17 protein-coding genes are annotated in these 21,036 nt (G+C 74.0%); 6 read left to right on the forward strand and 11 right to left on the reverse strand.

Features of this window, described 5'->3' with window-relative positions; translation table 11 throughout:
* Nucleotides 1-35 precede the first annotated feature (35 nt).
* The 3 genes from ACFW3D_RS26830 to ACFW3D_RS26840 all read left to right on the forward strand — a co-directional run bounded on the left by ACFW3D_RS26830 (nt 36) and on the right by ACFW3D_RS26840 (nt 2,609).
* Nucleotides 36-500, forward strand: coding sequence for a Crp/Fnr family transcriptional regulator (locus tag ACFW3D_RS26830; protein WP_500507938.1), 465 nt, complete (start codon nt 36-38; stop codon nt 498-500).
* 129 nt (nt 501-629) lie between these two features.
* A complete protein-coding gene (locus ACFW3D_RS26835) occupies nt 630-1,331 on the forward strand; it encodes a response regulator (protein ID WP_500507940.1) in 702 nt (233 codons plus the stop codon).
* Nucleotides 1,332-1,715: 384 nt separating this feature from the next.
* The gene (locus ACFW3D_RS26840; protein ID WP_500507942.1) at nt 1,716-2,609 is read left to right on the forward strand and encodes a hypothetical protein; all 894 of its coding nucleotides are present in this window, start codon (nt 1,716-1,718) and stop codon (nt 2,607-2,609) included.
* Nucleotides 2,610-2,616: 7 nt separating this feature from the next.
* Here ACFW3D_RS26840 and ACFW3D_RS26845 read toward each other — a convergent pair whose 3' ends face one another.
* From ACFW3D_RS26845 to ACFW3D_RS26870, 6 genes are all read right to left on the reverse strand, one after another.
* Nucleotides 2,617-4,341 carry a GAF domain-containing sensor histidine kinase gene (locus ACFW3D_RS26845; protein ID WP_500507944.1) on the reverse strand — a complete coding sequence of 575 codons (1,725 nt, stop codon included), beginning with the start codon at nt 4,339-4,341 and terminating at the stop codon, nt 2,617-2,619.
* Between the two features lie 87 nt (nt 4,342-4,428).
* Entirely contained in the window at nt 4,429-5,430 is a 1,002-nt protein-coding gene (locus ACFW3D_RS26850) for an MASE1 domain-containing protein (protein WP_500507946.1), read from the reverse strand.
* Complete coding sequence (locus ACFW3D_RS26855) at nt 5,427-6,263, reverse strand: PP2C family protein-serine/threonine phosphatase (RefSeq protein WP_500507948.1); 837 nt, start codon at nt 6,261-6,263, stop codon at nt 5,427-5,429. The genes ACFW3D_RS26850 and ACFW3D_RS26855 overlap by 4 nt, the downstream gene beginning before the upstream one ends.
* A gap of 74 nt (nt 6,264-6,337) precedes the next feature.
* The gene (locus ACFW3D_RS26860; RefSeq protein ID WP_500507950.1) at nt 6,338-7,339 is read right to left on the reverse strand and encodes a helix-turn-helix domain-containing protein; all 1,002 of its coding nucleotides are present in this window, start codon (nt 7,337-7,339) and stop codon (nt 6,338-6,340) included.
* Between the two features lie 177 nt (nt 7,340-7,516).
* Nucleotides 7,517-11,380 (reverse strand): S8 family serine peptidase, encoded by a 3,864-nt coding sequence (locus ACFW3D_RS26865; protein WP_500507952.1) that lies wholly within the window; start codon nt 11,378-11,380, stop codon nt 7,517-7,519.
* Between the two features lie 478 nt (nt 11,381-11,858).
* Nucleotides 11,859-12,782, reverse strand: a complete 924-nt coding sequence (locus tag ACFW3D_RS26870) for a helix-turn-helix domain-containing protein (RefSeq protein ID WP_500507954.1) — start codon at nt 12,780-12,782, stop codon at nt 11,859-11,861.
* A 165-nt stretch (nt 12,783-12,947) separates the two neighbouring features.
* Here ACFW3D_RS26870 and ACFW3D_RS26875 point away from each other — a divergent pair, with 165 nt between their 5' ends.
* On the forward strand, nt 12,948-14,381 hold the full coding sequence (locus ACFW3D_RS26875) for an aldehyde dehydrogenase (protein ID WP_500507956.1): 1,434 nt from the start codon (nt 12,948-12,950) through the stop codon (nt 14,379-14,381).
* A gap of 36 nt (nt 14,382-14,417) precedes the next feature.
* Here the strand turns inward: ACFW3D_RS26875 and ACFW3D_RS26880 are convergent, their stop codons facing one another.
* Nucleotides 14,418-14,909, reverse strand: a complete 492-nt coding sequence (locus ACFW3D_RS26880) for a TIGR00725 family protein (protein WP_500507958.1) — start codon at nt 14,907-14,909, stop codon at nt 14,418-14,420.
* A gap of 63 nt (nt 14,910-14,972) precedes the next feature.
* Between ACFW3D_RS26880 and ACFW3D_RS26885 the strand changes: the two genes are divergently transcribed.
* Nucleotides 14,973-16,175, forward strand: coding sequence for a glycoside hydrolase family 3 N-terminal domain-containing protein (locus tag ACFW3D_RS26885; RefSeq protein WP_500507960.1), 1,203 nt, complete (start codon nt 14,973-14,975; stop codon nt 16,173-16,175).
* A gap of 28 nt (nt 16,176-16,203) precedes the next feature.
* Here the strand turns inward: ACFW3D_RS26885 and ACFW3D_RS26890 are convergent, their stop codons facing one another.
* Nucleotides 16,204-16,554: a hypothetical protein gene (locus ACFW3D_RS26890; protein ID WP_500507962.1), complete on the reverse strand. Its 351-nt coding sequence runs from the start codon at nt 16,552-16,554 to the stop codon at nt 16,204-16,206.
* Between the two features lie 152 nt (nt 16,555-16,706).
* Between ACFW3D_RS26890 and ACFW3D_RS26895 the strand changes: the two genes are divergently transcribed.
* Nucleotides 16,707-18,050 carry a diacylglycerol/lipid kinase family protein gene (locus tag ACFW3D_RS26895; protein ID WP_500507964.1) on the forward strand — a complete coding sequence of 448 codons (1,344 nt, stop codon included), beginning with the start codon at nt 16,707-16,709 and terminating at the stop codon, nt 18,048-18,050.
* Nucleotides 18,051-18,132: 82 nt separating this feature from the next.
* Here ACFW3D_RS26895 and ACFW3D_RS26900 read toward each other — a convergent pair whose 3' ends face one another.
* The 3 genes from ACFW3D_RS26900 to rhaS all read right to left on the reverse strand — a co-directional run bounded on the left by ACFW3D_RS26900 (nt 18,133) and on the right by rhaS (nt 20,994).
* Nucleotides 18,133-18,681 carry a GNAT family N-acetyltransferase gene (locus tag ACFW3D_RS26900; protein ID WP_500507966.1) on the reverse strand — a complete coding sequence of 183 codons (549 nt, stop codon included), beginning with the start codon at nt 18,679-18,681 and terminating at the stop codon, nt 18,133-18,135.
* A 191-nt stretch (nt 18,682-18,872) separates the two neighbouring features.
* On the reverse strand, nt 18,873-19,901 hold the full coding sequence (locus ACFW3D_RS26905; protein ID WP_500507968.1) for a LacI family DNA-binding transcriptional regulator: 1,029 nt from the start codon (nt 19,899-19,901) through the stop codon (nt 18,873-18,875).
* Nucleotides 19,902-19,911: 10 nt separating this feature from the next.
* Nucleotides 19,912-20,994, reverse strand: coding sequence for a rhamnose ABC transporter substrate-binding protein (rhaS, locus tag ACFW3D_RS26910; RefSeq protein WP_500507970.1), 1,083 nt, complete (start codon nt 20,992-20,994; stop codon nt 19,912-19,914).
* Between the last annotated feature and the right edge of the window lie 42 nt (nt 20,995-21,036).

Here is a 21,036-nt window from a genome sequence, read left to right on the forward strand (position 1 = left end):
AGGTGAGGGCGTACCGGACGAGAGGGAGGACGGCGATGACCACCACCACGACGGGCCTGCTCGACGCGCTGCCACCGGAGACCCGCGGGCGGCTGCTGGAACTCGCGCGCGACGTGTCCTTCCCGGCCCGGGGCCGGATCTTCGAGGAGGGGCACCGGGCCGACCGTTTCTGGATCATCCGTACCGGCTCGGTCACGCTCGACCTGCACGTGCCCGGCCGGCAGCCCGCCGTGGTCGAGACCCTGGGCCCGGGCGACCTGCTCGGCTGCTCGTGGCTCTTCCCGCCGTACTCCTGGCACCTGGGCGCGCGGGCGCAGAGCCCTGTGCGGGCCGACGAGTTCGACGCGACGGTGGTGCGGGCGCTGTGCGAGGCCGACGCGGTGTTCGGGCGCGCGGTCGCCCGGCGGGTCGCGCAGATAGTCGCCCACCGCCTGCAGGGGGCCCGCACCCGCCTCCTCGACCTGTACGGTCCGCAGGGCAGTGGCAGCACGGTGCACTGACGGACGCGTGGCCCGGTCGGGGATCGGGCGGCACCGGTGGCGGCGGCGCGCGAGGGCGTGTCCGATGGACCGCGGGCGGCGCGCGGCCGCGGGACCGGGAAATCGGGAACGGATGCCCTGGGGGCCGGGATGAGCGAGGCACGGGAGTTCACCGAGCGGGCACCGATCAGGGTGTTCCTGGTCGACGACCACGAAGTGGTGCGGCGCGGGTTGCACGATCTGCTCGACGCCGAGCCGGACATCGAGGTCGCCGGGGAGGCCGGCACGGTCGATCACGCCCTCGCCCGGGCCCCGGCGCTGCGGCCTGACGTGGCGATCCTCGACGTGCGCCTCCCGGACGGCGACGGCATCGGCGTCTGCCGGGAACTGCGCTCGCGCATGCCGGGGCTGGCCTGCCTGATGCTGACCTCCTTCGACGACGACGACGCGCTGCTGGACGCGATCATGGCCGGCGCTGCCGGGTACGTGCTGAAGCAGATCAAGGGGTCCGACCTGGTCTCCGCGGTCCGCACGGTGGCCTCCGGCCAGTCGATGCTCGACCCGGCGACCACCGCCCGCCTGATGAACAGCCTGCGCGAGCAGGAGCAGCCGCCGGAGCCGCAGGACGAGGCGCTGGCCGGGCTGACCCCGCGCGAGCGGGAGATCCTGGAGCTGATCGGCGAGGGGCTGACGAACCGGCAGATCGGGCAACGGCTGTTCCTGTCGGAGAAGACGGTCAAGAACCACATCTCCCGGATGCTGGGCAAGCTCGGCGTGGAACGCCGCATCCAGGCGGCGGTGCTCGCCACGGAGCACCGTGCCTCCGGCGGCACACCGGGGTCCGCCCCCTGAAGTGCCCCCGGGCGGCCGCAGTCCGGCAGGCACCACGCTGCTGCCTCAGGGCGTCGGCATTCCCAGGGCCACCGCGCACACCCGTGCGCGGCAACCGCGGGCGCCGCCGTTCAGCACGCACGCTGCTCCCGGGCAGCGCCCGAGGCCGTCCGTCCCACGGCACCGGCACGCACCGGCGCGGGCCCGCCCGCGACGGCGAACGACGCGTCCGGGCCACCGCACCCACCGCACAAAACAGCCGGCGGCGGCCGGCAGCGGCCCACCCGCCGCGCATCGGTCCCGCGAGGATGCCCCGGCGGCCCAGGGGACAGGGCCGGTCGGCCCTCCCCGTGGGGGGACGCGGCGTGCAGGGTGGGAGCACGCGCCGGCCGGAGGGAGCGCGCCATGAATCCCACCACACTCAATGGGGCGACCCTGGAGAAGCTGATCTCCGCCGCCGTCGCGGCGCCCTCGTTCCGCGGCAGCCAGCCATGGCGGTACCGACTCGATCCGGACACCGGCACGTTCCAGGTGCGGGCGGTCCCCGAGCCGGGGGTGCCGGAGTCGGAGGCGGCGGCCCGCGCCCTGCACGTGTCCGTCGGTGCCGCGGTGTTCAACCTGCGGGTCGCCCTGGCCCACTTCGGGTGGGAACCGGCCGTGCAGCTGCTGCCCGTACCCGGCGACCCCGATGTGCTCGCCGCCGTGCGCCCGCTCGGCCCGCGCCACGTCGGCGACAGCCCGTACCGGGACCTGTACGACGCGATCTGGCGCCGGCACAGCTGCCGCACGCCCTACTTCGCGCACTGCCCGACCGGGGCGGTCGTGCTGGAGCTGATCGACGCCGCGCACGCGGAGGGCGCGTCGCTGACCCTGCCGCGCACCGAGGAGGCGCTGCGGCTGCTGCGGCTGACCGCGGAGGCCGAGCAGCGCGGCGTGACGGGCGGGGGCCGTTCCGTCGGTTCCGGGGGCCGGGTCCACGAGGACTCCGGCGCCGGGTCGGCGGCGTTTCCCGATCTCGAGCGGCGGCCCCTGATCGCCGTGCTGTGCACACCGCACGACTCGTGTGCGGACTGGCTGCGGGCGGGACAGGCGATGGAGCGCGTGGTGCTCCTGGCGACGTCCCACACCGTCCACGCGACGCTGCTGCACGAGGCGATGGAGTGGCCGGACCTGCGGGCGGCGATGCGCACCACGGACTGCGGTCCGGACCTGGTGCAGATGCTCATCCGGTTCGGCTCCGCGGCGTGCGGCGACGAAGCGCCGCGGGCGCCGCTCCGGGGGGCCGCGGAGCGGGGCTGACCGCCGATCAGCGCGGACGTCCGCCGTCCGACGGCACCCGCCAGACCAGGCGGGTGCCGCCCTGGTCGGGCGTTTCGAGGGTCATGGTGCCGCCGAGCTTGTCGGCGCGCTGCGCGAGGTTGGCCAGTCCGCTGCGGCGCCCCTTCTCGGGGACGCCCACTCCGTCGTCGCTGACGGTGAGGGTGAGCGTGCCCGAGCCCACGACCAGGGACACGTCCGCGGTGCGGGCCCTCGCGTGGCGCGCCACGTTCGACAGGGCCTCGCCGAGCACCGCCACCACGTGATCGGCGACCGCGGTGGGGACGTCGGTGTCGATCAGTCCCTCCATGCGCAGGGACGGGGTGAAGCCCAGGGCGGGCACCGCCTCCTCCACCGCCCGCGCCGTCCGCACCCGCAGCCCCTGGCGGGCCGGGCCGGTGTCGTGGCTGCGCAGCCCGAAGATCGTCGAGCGGATGATCTTGATCGTCTCGTCCAGGTCGTCCACGGCCCGCAGCAGTCGCTCGCTGGCCTGCGGATGGTCCACGAAGCGGACCGCGCTCTGCAGCGTCATCCCGGTCGCGAACAGCCGCTGGATCGCCAGGTCGTGCAGGTCGCGGGCGATCCGGTCGTGGTCCTCCAGGAGGACCAGCTGCTCGGCCGCCCGACGGCGTTCGGCCAGCTCCATCGCCAGGGCGGCCGAGCCCGCGAAGCCCAGCAGCGGCGCCGTCTCCACCTCCGTGAAGGGCGCCTCCCCCTCGGCCCGGGCCAGCAGCAGCGCTCCGCGCACCCCCTGCGGGGTCGCCATCGGCACCGCCACCGCGGGCCCCAGGCCCCCGAACCGCGGCGGGCCCGCCACCACCCGTGGATCGCGCTGGATGTCGACGCTGGTCAGCGGCTCGTTCGCGGCCATGGCCGCGCCGGTGAAGGATCCCTCGCACGGCAGCGTCAGCCCCCGGTGGGCGTCGGCGTCGATGCCGGTGGCGATCGCCATGGTGATCCCGCCGCTCCCGGCGGGCAGGGCCAGCACCCCCAGGTCCGCGCCGAGGATCCGCCGCGCGTGCTCCACGATGAGCTCCAGCACCGCGTTCTCCTCGATGCCCGACAGCAGGCTTCTGGTGATCTCCGCGTTCGCCGCCAGCCACCGCTGCCGCGACCTGGCCTCCTCGTACAGCCGGGCGTTGTCGATCGCCACCCCGGCCGCCACCGCCAGGGTGGACAACACCGTCTCGTCCTCGCCGTCGAACTCCTTGCCGCCCCGTTTCTCCGTCAGGTAGAGGTTGCCGAACACCTCGTCGCGGACCCGGATCGGCACCCCCAGGAAGGAGTGCATCGGGGGGTGGTTCGGCGGGAAGCCGTGGGAGGCCGGGTGCTGCGCGATCTCCTGCAGCCGCAGCGGCGCCGGGTGCCGGATCAGCTCGCCCAGGATGCCGTGGCCCGAGGGCAGCGGCCCGATCGCCTCGGTCTGCTCGTCCCTGACGCCCACCGGCAGGAATTGGGCCAGCCGGGCGTCGTCGCCGATCACGCCCAGTGCCCCGTACTCCGCGTCCACCAGCACGACCGCCGCCTCCACGATCCGCTGCAGCACCTGCGGCAGGTCCAGCTCGCGTCCGACCGACAGCACCGCCTCCAGCAGGCTGTGCACACGATCGCGCGTCCCCCGCACCGCGTCGATGCGCGATTGCAGCTCGTCCAGCAACTCGTCGAGCTGCAGCCGCGGCAGGCCCTCGGCGTCCTTGCCGCCGTCAGTCCCCACCGGCACCTCCGTCCGCCGTGGCGGCCCTCGTGGGACCCCTTCTCAAAGTAGCGCCACCCCGCGGGGAGGACGCGCGGAACGGCACCGCTATTCGTGGCCGCGTTCCCCCGGCGGCACGGCCGCCCAGTGCTCGATCTTCTCGTCGGGCGCCAGCCGCGCCAGGGCCTCGCCGAGCCTGCGGCAGACCTGCTCGATCTCGCGGCGGGTGTGCTCGCGTTCGGTGACGGTCGCCGCCAGCAGCAGGGCGGTCAGCGAGGCGGACCCGTTGAACGCCTGGAGGGTCACCATCTTGGCGAAGAGGTCGTGCCCGGCGAACGGCCCCGCCCCCGCCGCCGCGGCGTCGATCGCGATGAGCGAGGTGATCAGGGCACAGGGCGCGGCACCCGCCAGCTGGAAGCGGAACGCGGCCCAGATCAGCAGCGGGGAGACGAGGAAGAGCAGCCCGGGAGTGCTGTGCGTGGCCACCACCGTGACGAGCGCGGTGCCCGCGAGGAGGGCCGCCGCCTCCGCCCAGCGGTACGGCGGGACTCCGCGCGGCAGCCGGACGGTGCGGAGCACGAGCAGCAGCGGCGCGATCACCAGCACCCCCATCGCGTCGCCGGTCCACCAGACCGACCAGGTGGACCAGAAGTCGCCGGCCGGCACGGCCCCGGAGGCCACCAGCACGCCGCTGCCGATCGTCGCGCTGATCAGCATCCCGCCGAGCGCGCCGAGGAACACCAGGGCGAGCGCGTCCTGCAGCCGGTCGAGTTCGACGCGGAACCCCACCCTGCGCAGCAGCAGGCAGGCGCACACCGGCGCGAGGGTGTTGCCCGCCACGATCCCCAGCACGGGCAGGAGCGACGGACCGATCATGATGTTGACGGCGAACGCGCCGATCGCGATCCCCGGCCACAGCCGGATGCCGCCGAGCAGCAGCCCGACCAGCGCGACCCCGGTCGGCGGCCACATCGGGGTGACCTGACCGCGCACCAGTTGCTGCTCCAGTCCGATGCGGGCCCCGCCGTAGTAGGCGGCGGCCATGACCAGCACCCACAGGACCGTGGCCCGCCGCGGCCCGAGCCTGTCCGCGTACCCGCCGGCGGTCATCGCGGCGCCGTCCCGCGGGGGCCGCCGTGCCCGAGGACGAGCACCGCGGCGTCGTCGCTGTGGCCGGTGAGGTCGGCCACGGCGATCACCCGGGCGGCCAGTACGTCGGGGTCGTCCGTGCGGCCGGCGGCGGCCAGCGCCGCCACGCGGGCCAGCCCCTCGTCGATGGGATGGCCGGGGCCCTCCACCACCCCGTCGGTGACCAGCACGAAGGCACCGGTGCCGGCCAGGACACGGCGGGTCGACGGGTACTTCTCGCCGTCGAGGATGCCCAGCGGCAGGCCGCCCTCGTCGAGCACGACCTCGCTGCGGCCGTCGTCGGTGGCCCACACCGCCGGGACGTGCCCGGCCCGGGCGTCGACGAGTTCGCAGGTCGCCGGGTCGAAGCGGAGGAAGGTGCACGTCACGAAGAGCCCGGAGCCCATGGAGATCAGCAGGTCGTTGGTGCGGGCCAGCACCTCCGCGGGCTCCGTGGTGGCGACGGCGACGGCGCGCAGGCAGGTTCGCACCTGGCCCATGTACGCGGCGGCCTCGACGTCGTGCCCCTGCACGTCGCCGATCGCGCAGCCGACGCTGCCGTCCACCATCGGGAACACGTCGTACCAGTCACCGCCGATGTCGAGCCCGTCGCGGGCGGGCGCGTACCGTCCCGCCACGCGCAGCCCCGGAACGGCCGGGAGCGCGGCGCCGAGGGTGTGCCGCTGCAGGGCGGCGGCCAGCTCCACCCGCGCCTGCTGCATCTTGATCCGCTCGAGGATGCGGCCGGTGAGCTGTCCGAGTGTGTTCAACAGCTCCTCGGCGCTGCTGGAGGGAGCGGTATGACGTCGGGACATGGCACCAACGCTCCGGGGCCTTGGGCACTCGCGCCACCTCTCACCCTACGCCCGCGGACCCTCCGGCACCCCGTTCAGAGCCAGCCGCGGCGGGCCGCCTGCCATGCGAGCTGCATGCGGGTGGCGGCGCCGGCGAGGGTCATCATGTGCTGGATGTGGCGCTGGACGGTGCGGCGGCTCAGGCCCATCTGGCTGGCGATGGCCTTGTCGGCGACACCCGCGACGAGCAGCGACAGCAGCCGGCGGTCGGTCTCGCTCAGCGGGTCGGATTCGTCGGCGCCGTCGGCGCCGCTCATCGCACCGGACGCGCTGACGTGCAGGGGCACCGCGTCCTCCCAGTAGCGTTCGAACAGCGCGGTCAGCGCCTCCAGGAGGCTGCTGTCGCGCAGCAGCGCCGCGGTCGGCTCGTTCGGGCTGCCGTGCGGGCCGCCGGGGACCAGGGGGCAGATGGCTATGGTGCGGTCGGCGACCGCGAGGCGCAGCGGCAGGTGGGGCACGGAGCGGGCCATCTCGCCGGCCTGGACGCCCTCGACGACGTTGGCGATGGCCCCGTCGTCGTCGAAGAACGCCCGCTCGTACAGGACGCGGTAGCGCACGCCGCGGGCCAGGGCCTCGTACTCGGCGCGGTTGCTCCCCGAGGGCATGGCGACGTACTGCGCCTTGCAGAACCAGAGCATCTCATGGCGCGCGTTCTCCTGTATCTGGCGCAGGTGCTGGCGCAGCGCCGCGGCGCCGGTGATGACCTCGATGAGCTGGCCGGCGTCCTGGCGGCGCACGGTGCTGCGGTAGCTGTCCAGCAGGTCGGTGACCGCGGTGCGGGCCTTGTCGAGGGAGTCGGCCTGGCGTTGCAGCCGCGGCAGCAGGGCCACGTCGGGCGGGGTGGCCGCGTACTGGCGCGGGAGGCTGTCGGTGGGGCTGGCCAGTCCCTTGGTGGCGAGGGAGGCGAGGACGCCCTCCGTCTGGCCGCGTGGGAGGCCCGTCTGGGCGGCGACCTCGTCCGCCGAGGCGGTGGCGGTGGTGACCAGAAGCCGGTAGACGGTCTCCTCGACCGCGGTCAGGCCAGCCGCCTCGAGCATGCCGCGTTCCTCCGGGTCCGGACGGGTCCGCACGACCTGCGCACCATAGGCGCACAAGCCGCACATATCGTTAAGGGCCGGACTATACCCGGGAAATGTTTCGTGCCAATGGCGCGGCGGGTGCCGGGGCCCACACTCCCCTGCACCCGCCGCTGTGTCAACGGTGACGCCCCACCGTCACCGTCCTCCGGAGGCCCCTGCGCCGCTGTGCAGATACGCACGGTCCACCGTCTGCCGGACGCTGTTGCCCGCCGCGTCGGTCGCGGTCACGCGCAGCGTCACGTAGGCGTCGCCGCGCACCCGCGACGGACGCTCCACGGTGGCGGTGAAGCCGCCACCCTTGCGGGCCGTGGCGGCCCGGGTCCAGGTCCGCCCGTCGTCGTAGGACGTCTCCACCCGCACGGTCACCCCGCGCGGCGCGGCCATGCCGTCCTGCATCCGCACGTTCAGACCCAGCTGGTACCGGCGGGCGGAGCCCACGGCGTTGCGGGTGTCGACCGGCACGGAGTAGTCGACCTGCAGCAGGGGCAGCGTGGTCGGCTGCGCCGCGGTGCCCGAGCGGAACGTCCACGAGCTGCGGGTGCCGGTGCCGAACCGCCAGTCGTCCGAGGTGCGGGCGGTGGTCAGGTCCAGCCGGTACTGGGCGTCGCCCGCCGGCACCTCGAAGTTGCCCCAGGCGCCCTGGTCGGACTCGGCGATCTGCTTGCCGTCGCGGTAGAGCACCGCGGTGGCGGTGTCGTCCACCGGCGCTCCGTCGCCGGCGCGGGCCGCGCCGGTTCCGATGCCGCCACCGAAGCCGTTGAGCTCGTAGAACGAATAGTGGCCGGTGCCGGAGTCGTTGAACTCCGGAACGTAGAGGGACAGGGTGTTGCCGTTGCGCACCGACGGCCAGGCCGCGCCACGCGGAATCGACGGACGGACAACGGCCCCGAACCAGCGCTCCGTGGCCTTCTGGCCGGGCCGGTAGGTGCGCGGCGCGTTCTGCATGCCCGCCCCGAGCGGGGTGTCCACGCCGAAGACGACGTTGTGGTGCACGGTGTGCTGCCACAGGGTGTCCCCGCCGGTCACGTACTCCACACGCTCCTGGCCCGTCGGCACCTCACGGCTGTACTGGTTCCAGGCGGTGTCCTGGTACGGACGCCACCCGAAGCGCTGCTCACTCGCCCACTGCGCGGCGCCGGTACGGGTGTAGGTGCTGCGCACCACGGCGCTCTCGCGCTCGGAGACGGTGTGCACCAGGTCCTTCGGGACGAAGCCCTTGGACACCTGCATCACGTCGTACAGGTACGGGCTGCGCACGGTGCCGGAGAACTCCACCGTGGTGGTGCGCTTCTTGATGCTCTTGAGGAGCGCGGTGCCCTCCGCCGTGCCGGCGCGCATGGTGGGCACGGCCATCCGGTCACCGGTCGGGCTCCACCGGGTCCAGGGGTAGAAGCCCTCCTCCACGACCAGCATCAGCGCCTTGGCCCCGGCCTCCTCGGCCGCCCTGGCGAGCTCCCGGTCGTCGGAGAAGTCCCAGCGGACCACGGCCAGCTTGCCGCGCACGCCGGCCTTCTTCAGCTCGGCCGCGGTGCCGGTGCCGGCGTCGACGGCGGTCAGCTTGGCGCCCTTGTCGTCGAAGGCCGGGGAGGCGGGCACGTAGTACGGGGTGAAGGCCGACGAGCCGCCGGAGACCTTCGCCCGCAGTTGCGGGGCGACCAGCTGCCAGCGCGAGGCGTACTCGAAGTCGCCGTCGGTGACACGCGCGGTGGGGCTGACGTAGAGCCGCTTGGCGATGTCGAAGAACATCACGCCCTGGATCAGGCCGTTGCCGTCGATCTTCCGGTACGTCTGGTAGCTGAGGATGCCGCGCTGCTCGGCGGGCCGGGGCGTGCGGATCTTCACCTCGGTGACCTTGGAGGCGTCGAGCGTCACCGTGGTGTCCTTGGTGACCTTCACCTCCGGGTTGACCACCTCGCGGAGCTCCTGGCCGTCGGCGGCCCTGTCCAGCGTCCCGAAGCTGAGCTGGTAGGTGCCCTCCTCGACCTCGGCGACGGCGGGCTCGACGCCGCTGTACTGCACGAACCCGTCGGCGCCCCAGATCGTCGGCGCCGCGCCCTCGATGACCTTGCCGTCGCGGTCGCGGGCGACCACGGTCAACTTGTGCTTGGGGGCGTGCACGTTGAGGCCGACAGTGGTGTGGGCGACGACGGTGCCGTCGGCCGCCGAGGCGGTGACGTAGCCGTAGTACTTCCCGCGCGCGGCGTGGGCCGCGTCGGTGCTGAGCGGAACGTCGGCGGTGGCACCGGGCGCGAGGCTCACGGTGCCCGAGCCGAGGGTGACGACTCCGTCGGGCAGTGCGCGCCCGGTTCCGGTGGACAGCTTGACGGCCAGCTTCAGATCGACCTTCTTGTCACCGGTGTTGGTGTAGCGCACGGTGGCCGCCTGCTGCCGTCCCGCCGTTCCGCCGTTCTCGACCGGGGGCAGCGCGACCGTGCCGGTCGCGGTGATCGGGCCGGTGGCGGTGGCCAGGTCGATCCGGCCGCCGCCCTGCTCGGTCACCTTGGTGCCGGGCACGGTGCGCGAAGTGCTGATCAGCGCGTCCTTGATCTGCTGTGCGCCCCAGCCCGGGTGCTGCTGCGCCAGCAGCGCCGCGGCGCCCGCGACGTGCGGAGTCGCCATCGACGTGCCCGAGGCGGCGACGTAGTTCGCGTCGACCGGGTCGCCCATGGTGGTGCCCGCGGCACGGGCGGCCACGATGCCCACGCCCGGGGCGGTCACGTCGGGCTTGACGGCGCCGTCGCCGAAGCGCGGTCCGCGGCTGGAGAAGGAGGCGAGGGAGTCGTCCCGGTCGACGGCGCCGACGGTCAGCGCCGCGTCCGCCGCGCCCGGCGATCCGACGGTGGACGGCCCCGGACCGGCGTTGCCCGCGGCGATGACGAACAGCGTGTCCGTCGACGCGGTCAGGGTGTTGACGGCCTGGCTCATCGGGTCGGTGCCATCGGTCTGCATGTCCGCACCGAGGCTCATGTTGACGACCTTGGCGTGCTCGCCCGCCGCCCACTCCATGCCGTCGATGACCTGCGACTCCGAGCCCGAGCCGTCGTCGCCGAGCACCTTGCCGACCAGCAGCTCGGCCTTCGGCGCCACACCGCGCCGGGTCCCCGCCGACGCCGCGCCGGTGCCGCCGACGGTCGAGGCGACGTGCGTGCCGTGGCCGAAGTGGTCGTCGGTGTTCGCGCTGTCGGAGAAGTTCCTGGCCTCGGCGATCCGCCCTGCGAGATCGGGGTGGTTCGCGTCGACACCGGTGTCCAGCACCGCGACCTTCACGCCCTGGCCCTCGTACCCGGCCTTCCACGCGGCGGGCGCGTTGATCTGCGCGGTGCTGCGGTCCAGCACCGCCTTGACCTTGCCGTCCAGCGAGACCCGCGGGGTCACCGCCGTCCGGGCGGCGTCCGAGGTCCCACCGGGGTTCAGCGTCTTCCAGAAGGCGCCGAGTTCGTCGCCGTCGACCCGGAAGGAGCGGGCGCCGATGCTCTCCAGGGTGCGCGAGGCCGTCTTGTCCGCGCGCAGCGCCACCAGCCGGTCGGCGGTCGCCTCGGCGGTCTTCGCCGCCTGCGCGGTGACGCGTGCCCCGTCCCGGACCGGCTCGGGCCGCGAGGAGACGATCAGCGGCAGCGTGGAGGTGTGCGCCTCGTCGAAGCCGGCGGCGATCAGCGCCGTCACGTCGAACAGCCGGCGGTCCAGGGTGCCCGCCGACACCAGCGCCTCGGCGTCGAACGGTATGACGGTCAGGGACTTGCCGTCGGCTTCCAGCGTGCGGAAGGGGACGTTCTCGCGGCCGGGTCCCGGCTGGACCGAGGCGGTGTGCCGCCCACCGGGCAGCGACGTCACCGTCACCCGGTCGCCGGTCACCAGCCGTACGGTGGCGGAGGACGTCCCGGTACGGTCGGCGGATCGCGCCGGCCCGTCCGGTGCGGTCCCCGCGGAGGCGGCCGTGGTGCCCCCGAGTGTCACCACCAGCACTGTCGATATCGCCGCTGTGAGGCGGAACCTTGCCATCACCCAAACACCTTTCGTACAGCTCCGGGTCACGCGCTGTCCGCCAGAATCTGCCGATGCCGGGGAGGTGTCACCGGTTATCGGCTGTCACAGCTGCGACATGTCCCAACGGCGCCACGGCGCTTCGGGCAACCGGCGACGACCCCCACCAGGACGCGCTGAACCCGCCTCTGCCGGTACGAACCACCCCCAACCGGCGGGCCCGGCCGGCCCCGCGTCATGCCGCGGTCACGGGCCCGAGGTACGGATTCGGACAGGCCTCGACGATCCGGCGGGCCGGTGCGTCGCCGGTCGGGCGGGAGCGGTCGGGGGCAGACGTCGGCGGCGACACCGTGCCGCAGGCGGGGCACCGCGGCACGCATTCTGCGCGGCGCGGGCGTTCAGCGGCCCACTGCACGCCCTGGACCGGGACCTGCGAGGTCGGCCCGGTGGGCGGCGGCCGCCGATCGAACCGCGGGCCGCCGCACGCGGACAGCCGTCAGCCGTCCCGCCGCTCCGCCTCGCCCGCGGCACGCCGCCCCGCGGCATCACCCTCGGGCGCGCCGGACGCCGACCACTGCAGGAGGAAGCGCAGGGCGTCCGCCGAAGGGGTGCCGGGGCGGGCGGTGTAGGTGATCAGGGACTGGCCGGTCTGGCCCTCGACGGTGAGCTGCTGGACGTCCAGCGTGAGGGGCCCGACCAAGGGGTGCTGGTAGGTCTTGCTGCGGGGCCGGGCCCCGCGTACCCGGTGACTTCCCCACCAGGCGCGGAAGTCGGCGTCCTTGACGCTGAGTTCGCCCACGAGGGCGGCGAGCGCCGGGTCCTCGGGGTAGCGGCCCGCCTCCATCCGGAGGGAGGCCACGCACTCGCGGGCGATGCCCGCCCACTCCTCGCCGTACAGCGCCCGGTAGGCGGGGTCGAGGAAGGTCAGCCGGATGACGTTGCGGTGCTCGGGCGGCAGGGCGGCGAAGTCGGTCAGGAGCGCCGCGGCGGGGGCGTTCCACGCCAGGACGTCCTGCCGGCGGCCAAGGACCATCGCCGGGACGTCGCGCATGCCGTCCAGCAGTTGCCGGATCTGCGGAAGCACCCTTTGCGCCGGGGCCGGGCGGGACGCCTTCGGCTGGGTGACGTCGGCGATGGCGAATAGGTAGGCCCGCTCGTCCGGGGCCAGTTCGAGGGCGTCGGCGAGTGACTCCAGCACGGCCTGGGAGACCCGGCGAGTGCGGCCCTGCTCCAGGCGGACCACGTAGTCGACGCTGACGTGGGCGCGCTCGGCGAGTTCCTCGCGGCGCAGCCCCGGGACGCGGCGGTGCCGTCCGTCGTCCGGCAGGCCGAGCCGTCCGACGTCGACCGCGCCCCGCTGGGCGCGCAGGAAGTCGCCGAGCGCGTTGTCGGCGCGGTGCGGGCGGTCGGCGGAAGGCATGTCCCCATTCTCGGCACCGGGCGCTGCGCGTGCCTGGTACGGCCAGTCCCAGGGACACGTCGTCCCTGGCCGCCCCCGTGGGGCCGGGCGGAGCGTGGAGCGAACGCCGGCCGGTACCCGCCGTGCCGGCGCCGACCCCCTCCGTGAACGACCCGAGGAATCCTGATGATCACGTATGACCGGCTCTTCATCGGCGGCCACTGGACCGCCCCCACCGCAACGGACCTGATCGAGGTCCGCTCCCCCCACGACGGCTCGCTGGTGGGCCGCTCCGCCCAGGCAGGCCCGGCCGACGTCGACCGGGCCGTGGCTGCCGCCCGCGCCGCCTTCGACGAGGGCCCGTGGCCCCGCATGAGCCCCGAGGAGCGGATGCGGGCCGTGGCCCGCTTCGACGAGCTGCACCTGGCCCGGGCCGCCGAGATCGCCGCGCTGATCACCGCCGAGAACGGCTCCCCCCACTGGTTCACCTCGATGCTGCAGCCGGCCGTGTCCGTGCAGACCCAGGGCTATCTGCGCGCCGCGGGCGAGCTCGCCTGGGAGGAGTGCCGTCCGGCCGCCGGTGGCGGGCAGACCGTGGTGCGCCGCGAGCCGGTGGGCGTGGTGGCGGCGGTGATCCCGTGGAACGCCCCGCACCAGTCGGCACTGGCCAAGCTGGTCCCGGCACTGCTGGCCGGGTGCACGGTGGTGCTCAAGCCGTCCCCCGAGACCGCGCTGGACGGTCTGCTGCTCGGGGAGCTCTTCGCCGAGGCGGGCTTCCCCGACGGGGTGGTCAGCATCCTGCCCGGCGGCCGCGAGGCCGGCGCCCACCTGGTCAGCCACCCGGGCGTCGACAAGGTCGCCTTCACCGGCTCCACCGCCGCGGGCCGGGCCATCGCGGGCGCCGCGGCGGAGACCTTCAAGCGCGTCACCCTGGAGCTGGGCGGCAAGTCCGCGGCAATCGTCCTGGAGGACGCCGACCTGGACAAGGTTGTGGCGGGCCTGAGGTACAGCTCCTTCGGCAACAACGCCGAGGCGTGCGTCGCGCAGACCCGCATCCTGGCCCCGCGCGGACGCTACGAGGAGGTCGTCGCGGCGGTGGCGGCGCTCGCCGACGGCCTCACGGTGGGCGACCCGGCGGACCCGGGCACCTTCCTCGGCCCGATGGTCCGCGCCGACCAGGCCGAGCGGGTCCGCTCCTACATCGAGCTCGGCGTACGGGAGGGCGCACGGCTGGTGACGGGCGGTCCCGGCGTTCCGGAGGGCCTGGAGGGCGGGCACTACGTGCGTCCCACGGTCTTCGCCGACGTCGACAACGCGATGCGGATCGCCCGCGAGGAGATCTTCGGGCCGGTGCTGGTCGTCATCCCCTTCGACGACGAGGACGAGGCCGTCCGCATCGCCAACGACTCCCCGTACGGTCTGGGCGGCGGGGTGTGGACGGCGGACAGGGAGCACGGCCTGGAGATCGCCCGGCGGGTCCGCACCGGCACCTTCCACGTCAACGGCGCCGCACCCGACATGGCGGCCCCGTTCGGCGGGTTCAAGGCGAGCGGGATCGGCCGTGAGTTCGGCGCTGCGGGGCTGGCCCACTACACCGAGCTGAAGGCCATCGCGATCTGACCCGCGCGTGTCCTCCCCGGCGGCCGGGCGCCTCGCTCAGCCGCCGCCGGAGGCGGACTCCGCGAGCGCGGCCTCCAGCGCCTCGACGGCCTCCTCCGCGGAGGCGGCGTGCCGGAACGAGTCCCCGGGCCCGGGGCCGCGCACGTCCCAGCCGCCGACCGCGACGACCGGCTTGCCGGTCCGCAGGGCGAGCGCCACCTCGCTCAGGGTGCCCCAGCTGCCGCCGACCGCCACCACGGCGTCGGAGGCGGCGACGACCAGGCCGTTCCGGAGCTCGCCAAGGCCGGTGGCGATCGCCACGGAGAGGGAGGGGTCACCCGCCCGGCGGTCCCGGCCCGGGAGGAGTCCGACGGTGGTGCCGCCGTGCGCGCGGGCTCCCTCGGAGGCGGCGCCCATCACCCCGCCGAGCCCGCCGCAGACGACGACGGCGCCGCGCCGGGCGAGGAGTTCACCGACCCTGCGGGCGACCCGGCGCTCCCGTCCGGTGGCCTCGGCGGGCCCCACCACGGCGACATAACGGCTCGTCATGACCCCTCCCCCGGCGTCCTGCTCCGATTGACAGAGAGGACATTCAGGATATTCGCTGCAAGGGTGACCTCGTACGTCCTCACCCCCCGACGCGTGTCCCTCGCCCTGCTGGCCACGACGATGGCCCTCGCCGCCTGCGAGGGCGCGCCCTCCGCCCCGGAGTCCATGGTCGCCACCGGGCGCCCCGCGGCCACGACCACCCCGAAGGCGTCCTGCGTGGACCGGGTCCTCGCCGCGATGAACGACACGCAGCGCGTCGGCCAGCTCTTCATGGGCGCGGCCCAGCTGCCCACGCCACCGAAGGCGGACCTGGACGCGATGCGGTCGTACGCCGTCGGGTCAGTGTTCCTCGCGGGCCGCAGCACGGCCGGGGTGACGAAGACCCGGACCCTGGTGGACGGGCTGCAGAAGTCGCTGGGGCAGACGGTGGCGGGGCAGCGGATCGGCCTGCTGGTCTCCACCGACCAGGAGGGCGGCCAGGTGCAGGTCCTCAAGGGCACCGGCTTCTCCACGATCCCCAGCGGGAAGACGCAGGGCACCTGGTCCACGGCCACGCTGCGCTCGCGCGCCGAGGGCTGGGCGAAGGAGCTGAAGAAGGCGGGCGTCAACGTCAACCTGGCCCCCGTCGCCGACATCGTCCCCACCTCGATCGGCACCGCGAACGCCCCCATCGGCCGCTACGGCCGCCAGTTCGGCTCGACGTCGAGCGTGGTGTCCCCGCACGTCACGGCGTACGTCCAGGGCTCGAAGACGGCCGGGGTGCTGACCACGCCCAAGCACTTCCCCGGTCTCGGCAGCGTCAAGGGCAACACGGACACGACCGCCTCGGTGACGGACACGACGCTGACCCGCACGGGCAGCAACATCGCACCCTTCCGCGCCGGCGTCTCCGCGGGCGCGGGGCTGGTGATGGTGTCGCTGGCCACGTACAAGCGCATCGACCCCAAGCACAAGGCCGTGTTCTCGTCGGTGATCGTCGATCAGACCCTCCGCCGCGACCTGGGCTTCAAGGGCGTCATCATCTCCGACGACCTGGGCAAGGCGGCATCCGCCCAGTCCACCGCCCTCGGCCAGCGGGCGCTCTCCTTCCTCCGCGCCGGCGGCGACCTCACCCTCACCGTCTCCCCCAAGGGCATCCCCACGATGGCCGAGGGCATCCGGTACGCGATGCGCCACGAACCGAAGGTGCGGACGCTGGTCGCGAACAGCGTGCGGCGCGTACTCACCGCCAAGCAGGCGGCGGGCGTGCTGCGCTGCACGACCTAACGCCCCGGCGCGGGCTCCGGGCAGCCGGTCAGCCGGCCTCGATCGTCGCCGCCAGGGTGGCGAGGATCGCGGTCAGCTCAGGGGCGGTCAGCACGGTGTTCACGAACTGGCCGTACTTGTCGCAGAGCTCGAACGCGCCGTCGGGGCGTTTGCGTACGAACGCCGTCGTGGTGTTCACCGACGGCCCCGGGGAGTCCCCGGACACCACCTTCTCCACTTCGTCGAGGAACTCCCGGACGCTGTAAGCCCGTCTGCCGAACGAGATCGCCAGTGTCTCCACTGCCCACAGCAGGTTCTCGTCCGCCGGCGGTGTACGCGTCGGCGCCCAGAAGCCGTCGCGGCGGGTGAAAGGCCAAACGGCGGCGTCACCATCGGTCACTGGCCCGGACTCCTTCGGGAGGGGTGGGTGACGGTGCGTAAGGTCCGCCGCCGGATGTCGGGGACCGCAGCACCGGGGAACGGGGGCCGGATCGCCACCCGGGGGAACGGCCGGGATGGCGGGCGGGGGCCGCACGGTGGCACTGTCGAGGCATGGAGCAGCTCTCCCGCAGGCACGTCGCGCAGCGCTGGCTGGCCCGCCTGGCCCTGACCGCGGCGGGCGCCGCCGTGGCGCTGCCGCTGGTGGTCGCCGGGCTGCGCAGCATCGCTCTGGTGGCCGCCGCGCTGGGCGGCACCGCGGTGACGGCGGCGGGGGCGTGGTGGGTGCTGACCCGCCGCGGCGTGGTGCGGGCGCTGGCCGTGCTGCTGACGGTGGTGACCCCGCTGGCCGTCCTCGCGTACTACGACCGGGCCAATCTGCTCTGGGTCGTGGTCACCTCGCTCGGCCTGTGGGCGCTGGCCGTCGCCACCGGGCGCAGCGCGGTGCGCGCCACCCGGGCCCACGAGGCGCGGCTGCGCGAGCGGATCGCGGCCCGGCCGCGGCGGCCCTTCCTGATCATGAACCCGCGCTCCGGCGGCGGCAAGGTCGGCGAGTTCGGGCTGAAGGAGAAGGCGGAGGCGCTCGGCGCCCGGGTCGTCCTGCTCGACCCCGACCACCCGCAGGACGTCGCGGAGCTGGCCCGGCAGGCGGCCGACGAGGGCGCCGACCTGCTCGGGGTGGCCGGCGGGGACGGCACGCAGGCCCTGGTGGCGGGGGTGGCCGCCGAGCGGGGACTGCCGTTCCTGGTGATCTGCGCGGGCACCCGCAACCACTTCGCCATGGACCTGGGGCTGGACCGTGCCGACCCCGCCGCCTGCCTGGACGCGCTCAGGGACGGCGTGGAGCTCCGGGTCGACCTCGGTTACGTGGGCGACCGGCCCTTCGTCAACAACGTGTCGTTCGGGGCCTACGCGGCCGTCGTGCAGAGTCCCGCGTACCGGGACGACAAGGTCGGCACCATCCTGGAGCTCCTGCCCGACCTGCTCACCCACCGAGCCGGTCCCCGGCTGACCGCGACGGCCGGGGACACCGTCATCGACGAACCGCAGGCCGTGCTGGTGAGCAACAACCCGTACCGGACCGACGACCCTGCCGGGCTCGGCCGCCGCGACCGTCTGGACACCGGCCTGCTGGGCGTGCTCGGCGTCAAGGTCGACAACGCCGCCCAGGCCGCGGGGCTGCTGATGGGCCCCCGGGTCGCGTCCGGGCTCACCGTGGCGACGGCGCGGGACGTGGTGACCACCGCCGACGCCGCAGAGATCGAGGCGGGCGTGGACGGCGAGGCCCTCGTCCTGCCCGCCCCCGTGCGCTGCCGCATCAGTCCGGGCTCGCTGCGCGTCCGCGTCCCGCGCAGCCGCCCCGGGGTACCCGCGACGGGCGTACGAACGGACTGGCGACGCCTGCGCAAACTCGCCCTGACCATGGGCCGCACAGCGGCCGGCCGCCCCACCCCCTGATCCGCCCCGGCCCGCGCGTGCCCGGCCGGGCCGGCGCGTACGGCTCTTCGGGACGGAGGGGCGCCTTCTGGCGGCGGGCCCTTCAGACCGGGACCTCAAAGATGAGCTCGAGGCCGTCCACCTCGTCCCACTGCTCGCCGACCTCCACGAAGCCGAAACCGGAAATCGTGGCCAGGGACGCGGTGTTCCCGGGGCTGATCGTCACCCGTGCGGTCCTGACCGCGGGTTCGGCGCCGGCGCGACGCATCAACGCGGTCAACATCGCCCTGGCGTAACCCTGACGACGGTGGCCGGGGGCCACCGAATAGCCGATCTCCACCATCCCCGTCCCATCGGGCGGCCCGTGGAACCCGGCATACCCCACGACGACGCCTTCGGGCTCGGCCACCACGGCCCGGGTGAGCCACCCCGCGCTTGCCGGGTCCGAGGCCAGCTGACCGACCCGGTACCGCCAGACCCACTTGGCCTGGTCGGTGAGGAAGTAGTCCGTGAGCCCGACTCCCGCTTCGGCACTGGCCCGGGCAAGGTCTCCGTCCAGCAGGGCGGTCATGGCCGTGCCCGTGAGATCGACGAATCCCACCGGCCTCGGGCCGGTCGGGGCGGGGGGCCGGTGGGCGGGTTCATCTGTCACGGCGCGGATGCTCGCGCAGCGCCCTGCGGCGTGTCCACCGGTTTTCGCGGCGGCCGACGCCCCACCGGTTCAACGCACTCGGACGGCCGCCGGACCGCGTCGACCCGCGCCTCCGTCGGACGCCGACCGCGGCGCCCCGGCCGCCCCGGCCGCCCCGCCCACCACCGCGGGCGGGCCCGGCCGGGGCGGCGTCAGCGACGGATCAGGCTGGAGTCGCGGACGACCAGTTCCGGCTGGAGCACGACCCGGCGGTGCCGGTGTTCCCGGGCCTGCGGCCCGGTCTCCTCCAGCAGCATCCCGGCGGCCAGCGCGCCCATGTTCACGGCGGGCTGCCGCACGGAGGTGAGCGGCACGGCCGCCGCGGCCGCGAACTCGATGTCGTCGTAGCCGACGATGGCCATCTCGCCGGGGACGTCCACCCCCGCCGCGTACAGCGCCTGCAGCACCCCGAGGGCGAGCAGGTCGTTGGCGCAGAACACGGCGGTCGGCCGCTCCGGGAGGCCGAGCAGGCGGTGGCCGGCGTCGCGTCCGGCGGCGACGTCCAGCCGTTCGGTGGGCAGTTCGCGCAGGGTCTCCGGCGGCAGCCCGGCCTCCGCCAGGGCGGCGAGCGCACCCTCGCGCCGGTCGCGGACCTGGTGAAGGTGCCCGGGGCCGGAGACGTACGCGATCCTCCGGTGCCCGGCCGCCGCCAGGTGGCCGACGGCCATCCGGCCGCCGGCCACGTCGTCCACCGACACCGAGCACTCGGCGGTGCCCGCCGCCACCCGGTCGACGAGGACGAAGGGGATGCGGTGCCGCCGGAACGCGGCGAGGTTGCCGCCGTCGGCGTCGGCCGGCGTCACCAGCACCCCCCGTACCCGCTGCTCCGCGAAGAGCGACAGGTACGCGGCCTCCTCCTGCGGGTTCTGGGCGCTGTTGCAGACCATCACGCCGAGCCCCGCCTCCCGGGCCGCCCGTTCCGCGCCGCGTGCCACGTCGACGAAGAACGGGTTGCCCATGTCGAGCACGAGCAGGGCCATGATCCTGCTGCGGCCCGCCCGCAACTGCCGGGCGGACTCGCTGCGTACGTACCCCAGCCGGGCGATGGCGCGCTGCACACGGACCCGGGTCGCCTCGGGGACCGCGTCCGGCCGGTTGATCACATTGGAGACCGTTCCCACGGACACCCCCGCCTCACGGGCGACGTCCTTGATCCCCACCGTGCGGCCCTTCTCCGCCACGCCCGGGCTCTCAGAACTTGAACTGGTCGATGTTGTCCTTGGTGAACACGGTCGGCTTGCCGAGCACCACCACACCGTCCTTGCCGATGGTGTAGCTGCCCATGTCACCGGCCTTGAAGGTCTGGCCCTCGGTGCCGGAGATCTGGCCGGAGGCCAGGGCGACCGCGGCGTACGAGGCGAGCGAGCCGAGCTTGGCCGGGTCCCACAGCTCGAAGGCGTCGACGGTGCCGTTCTTGACGTAGGCGCGCATGTCGTTGGGCGTGCCGAGGCCGGTCAGCTTGACCTTGCCCTTGTACTTGGAGCCGGCCAGGTACTGGGCGGCCGCCTTGATGCCGACCGTGGTCGGGGAGATGATGCCCTTCAGGTTGGGGTACTGCTGGAGCAGGCCCTGGGTCTGCTGGAAGGACTGCTGGGCGTCGTCGTTGCCGTAGGCGACCTTGACCAGCTTGACGTCCTTGTACTTGGGGTCCTTGAGCTCGTCCTTCATGAAGTCGATCCAGGTGTTCTGGTTCGTGGCGGTCTGCGCCGCCGAGAGGATCGCGATCTCGCCCTTGTAGCCGATCTGCTCGGCGAGCAGCTGTACCTCGGTGCGGCCCAGGTCCTCGGAGCTGGCCTGCGAGACGAACAGGTCGCGGCACTCGGGCTTGGTGTCCGAGTCGTAGGTGACGACCTTGATGCCGTTCTTGCGGGCCTGGTTGAGCGAGGTGCACAGCGCGCCCGGGTCCTGCGCGGAGACGGCGATCGCGTCGACCTGCTGCTGGGTCAGGGTGTTGACGTAGCTGACCTGGCCGGCGGTGTCGGTGCCGCTGCTGGTACCGACCTCCTTGTAGGAGGAGCCCAGCGCGTCCAGGGCCTGCTTGCCGCCGCCGTCGGCGATGGTGAAGTACGGGTTGTTGACCTGCTTGGGCAGGAAGGCGACGGTCAGGCCCTTCTTGGTCGCCGCGTTGGGGTCGGCCGACGCGGTCGCCTTGGCGCCGCCGCCGCTGTCCTTGGAGGAGTTCTTGGTCGTGCCGCCGCAGGCCGTGGCGCCGAGCGCGACGGCCGCGGTCACGGCGACGACGACGGTGGCACGGCGGGTGAGGGTTCTGGACATGGTGATCCTTTCGCTGCCGGAGCGGGCGCCGGAGTGCGGACG

This window comes from Streptomyces sp. NPDC058864 (assembly GCF_042742985.1).
GTDB lineage: Bacteria > Actinomycetota > Actinomycetes > Streptomycetales > Streptomycetaceae > Actinacidiphila.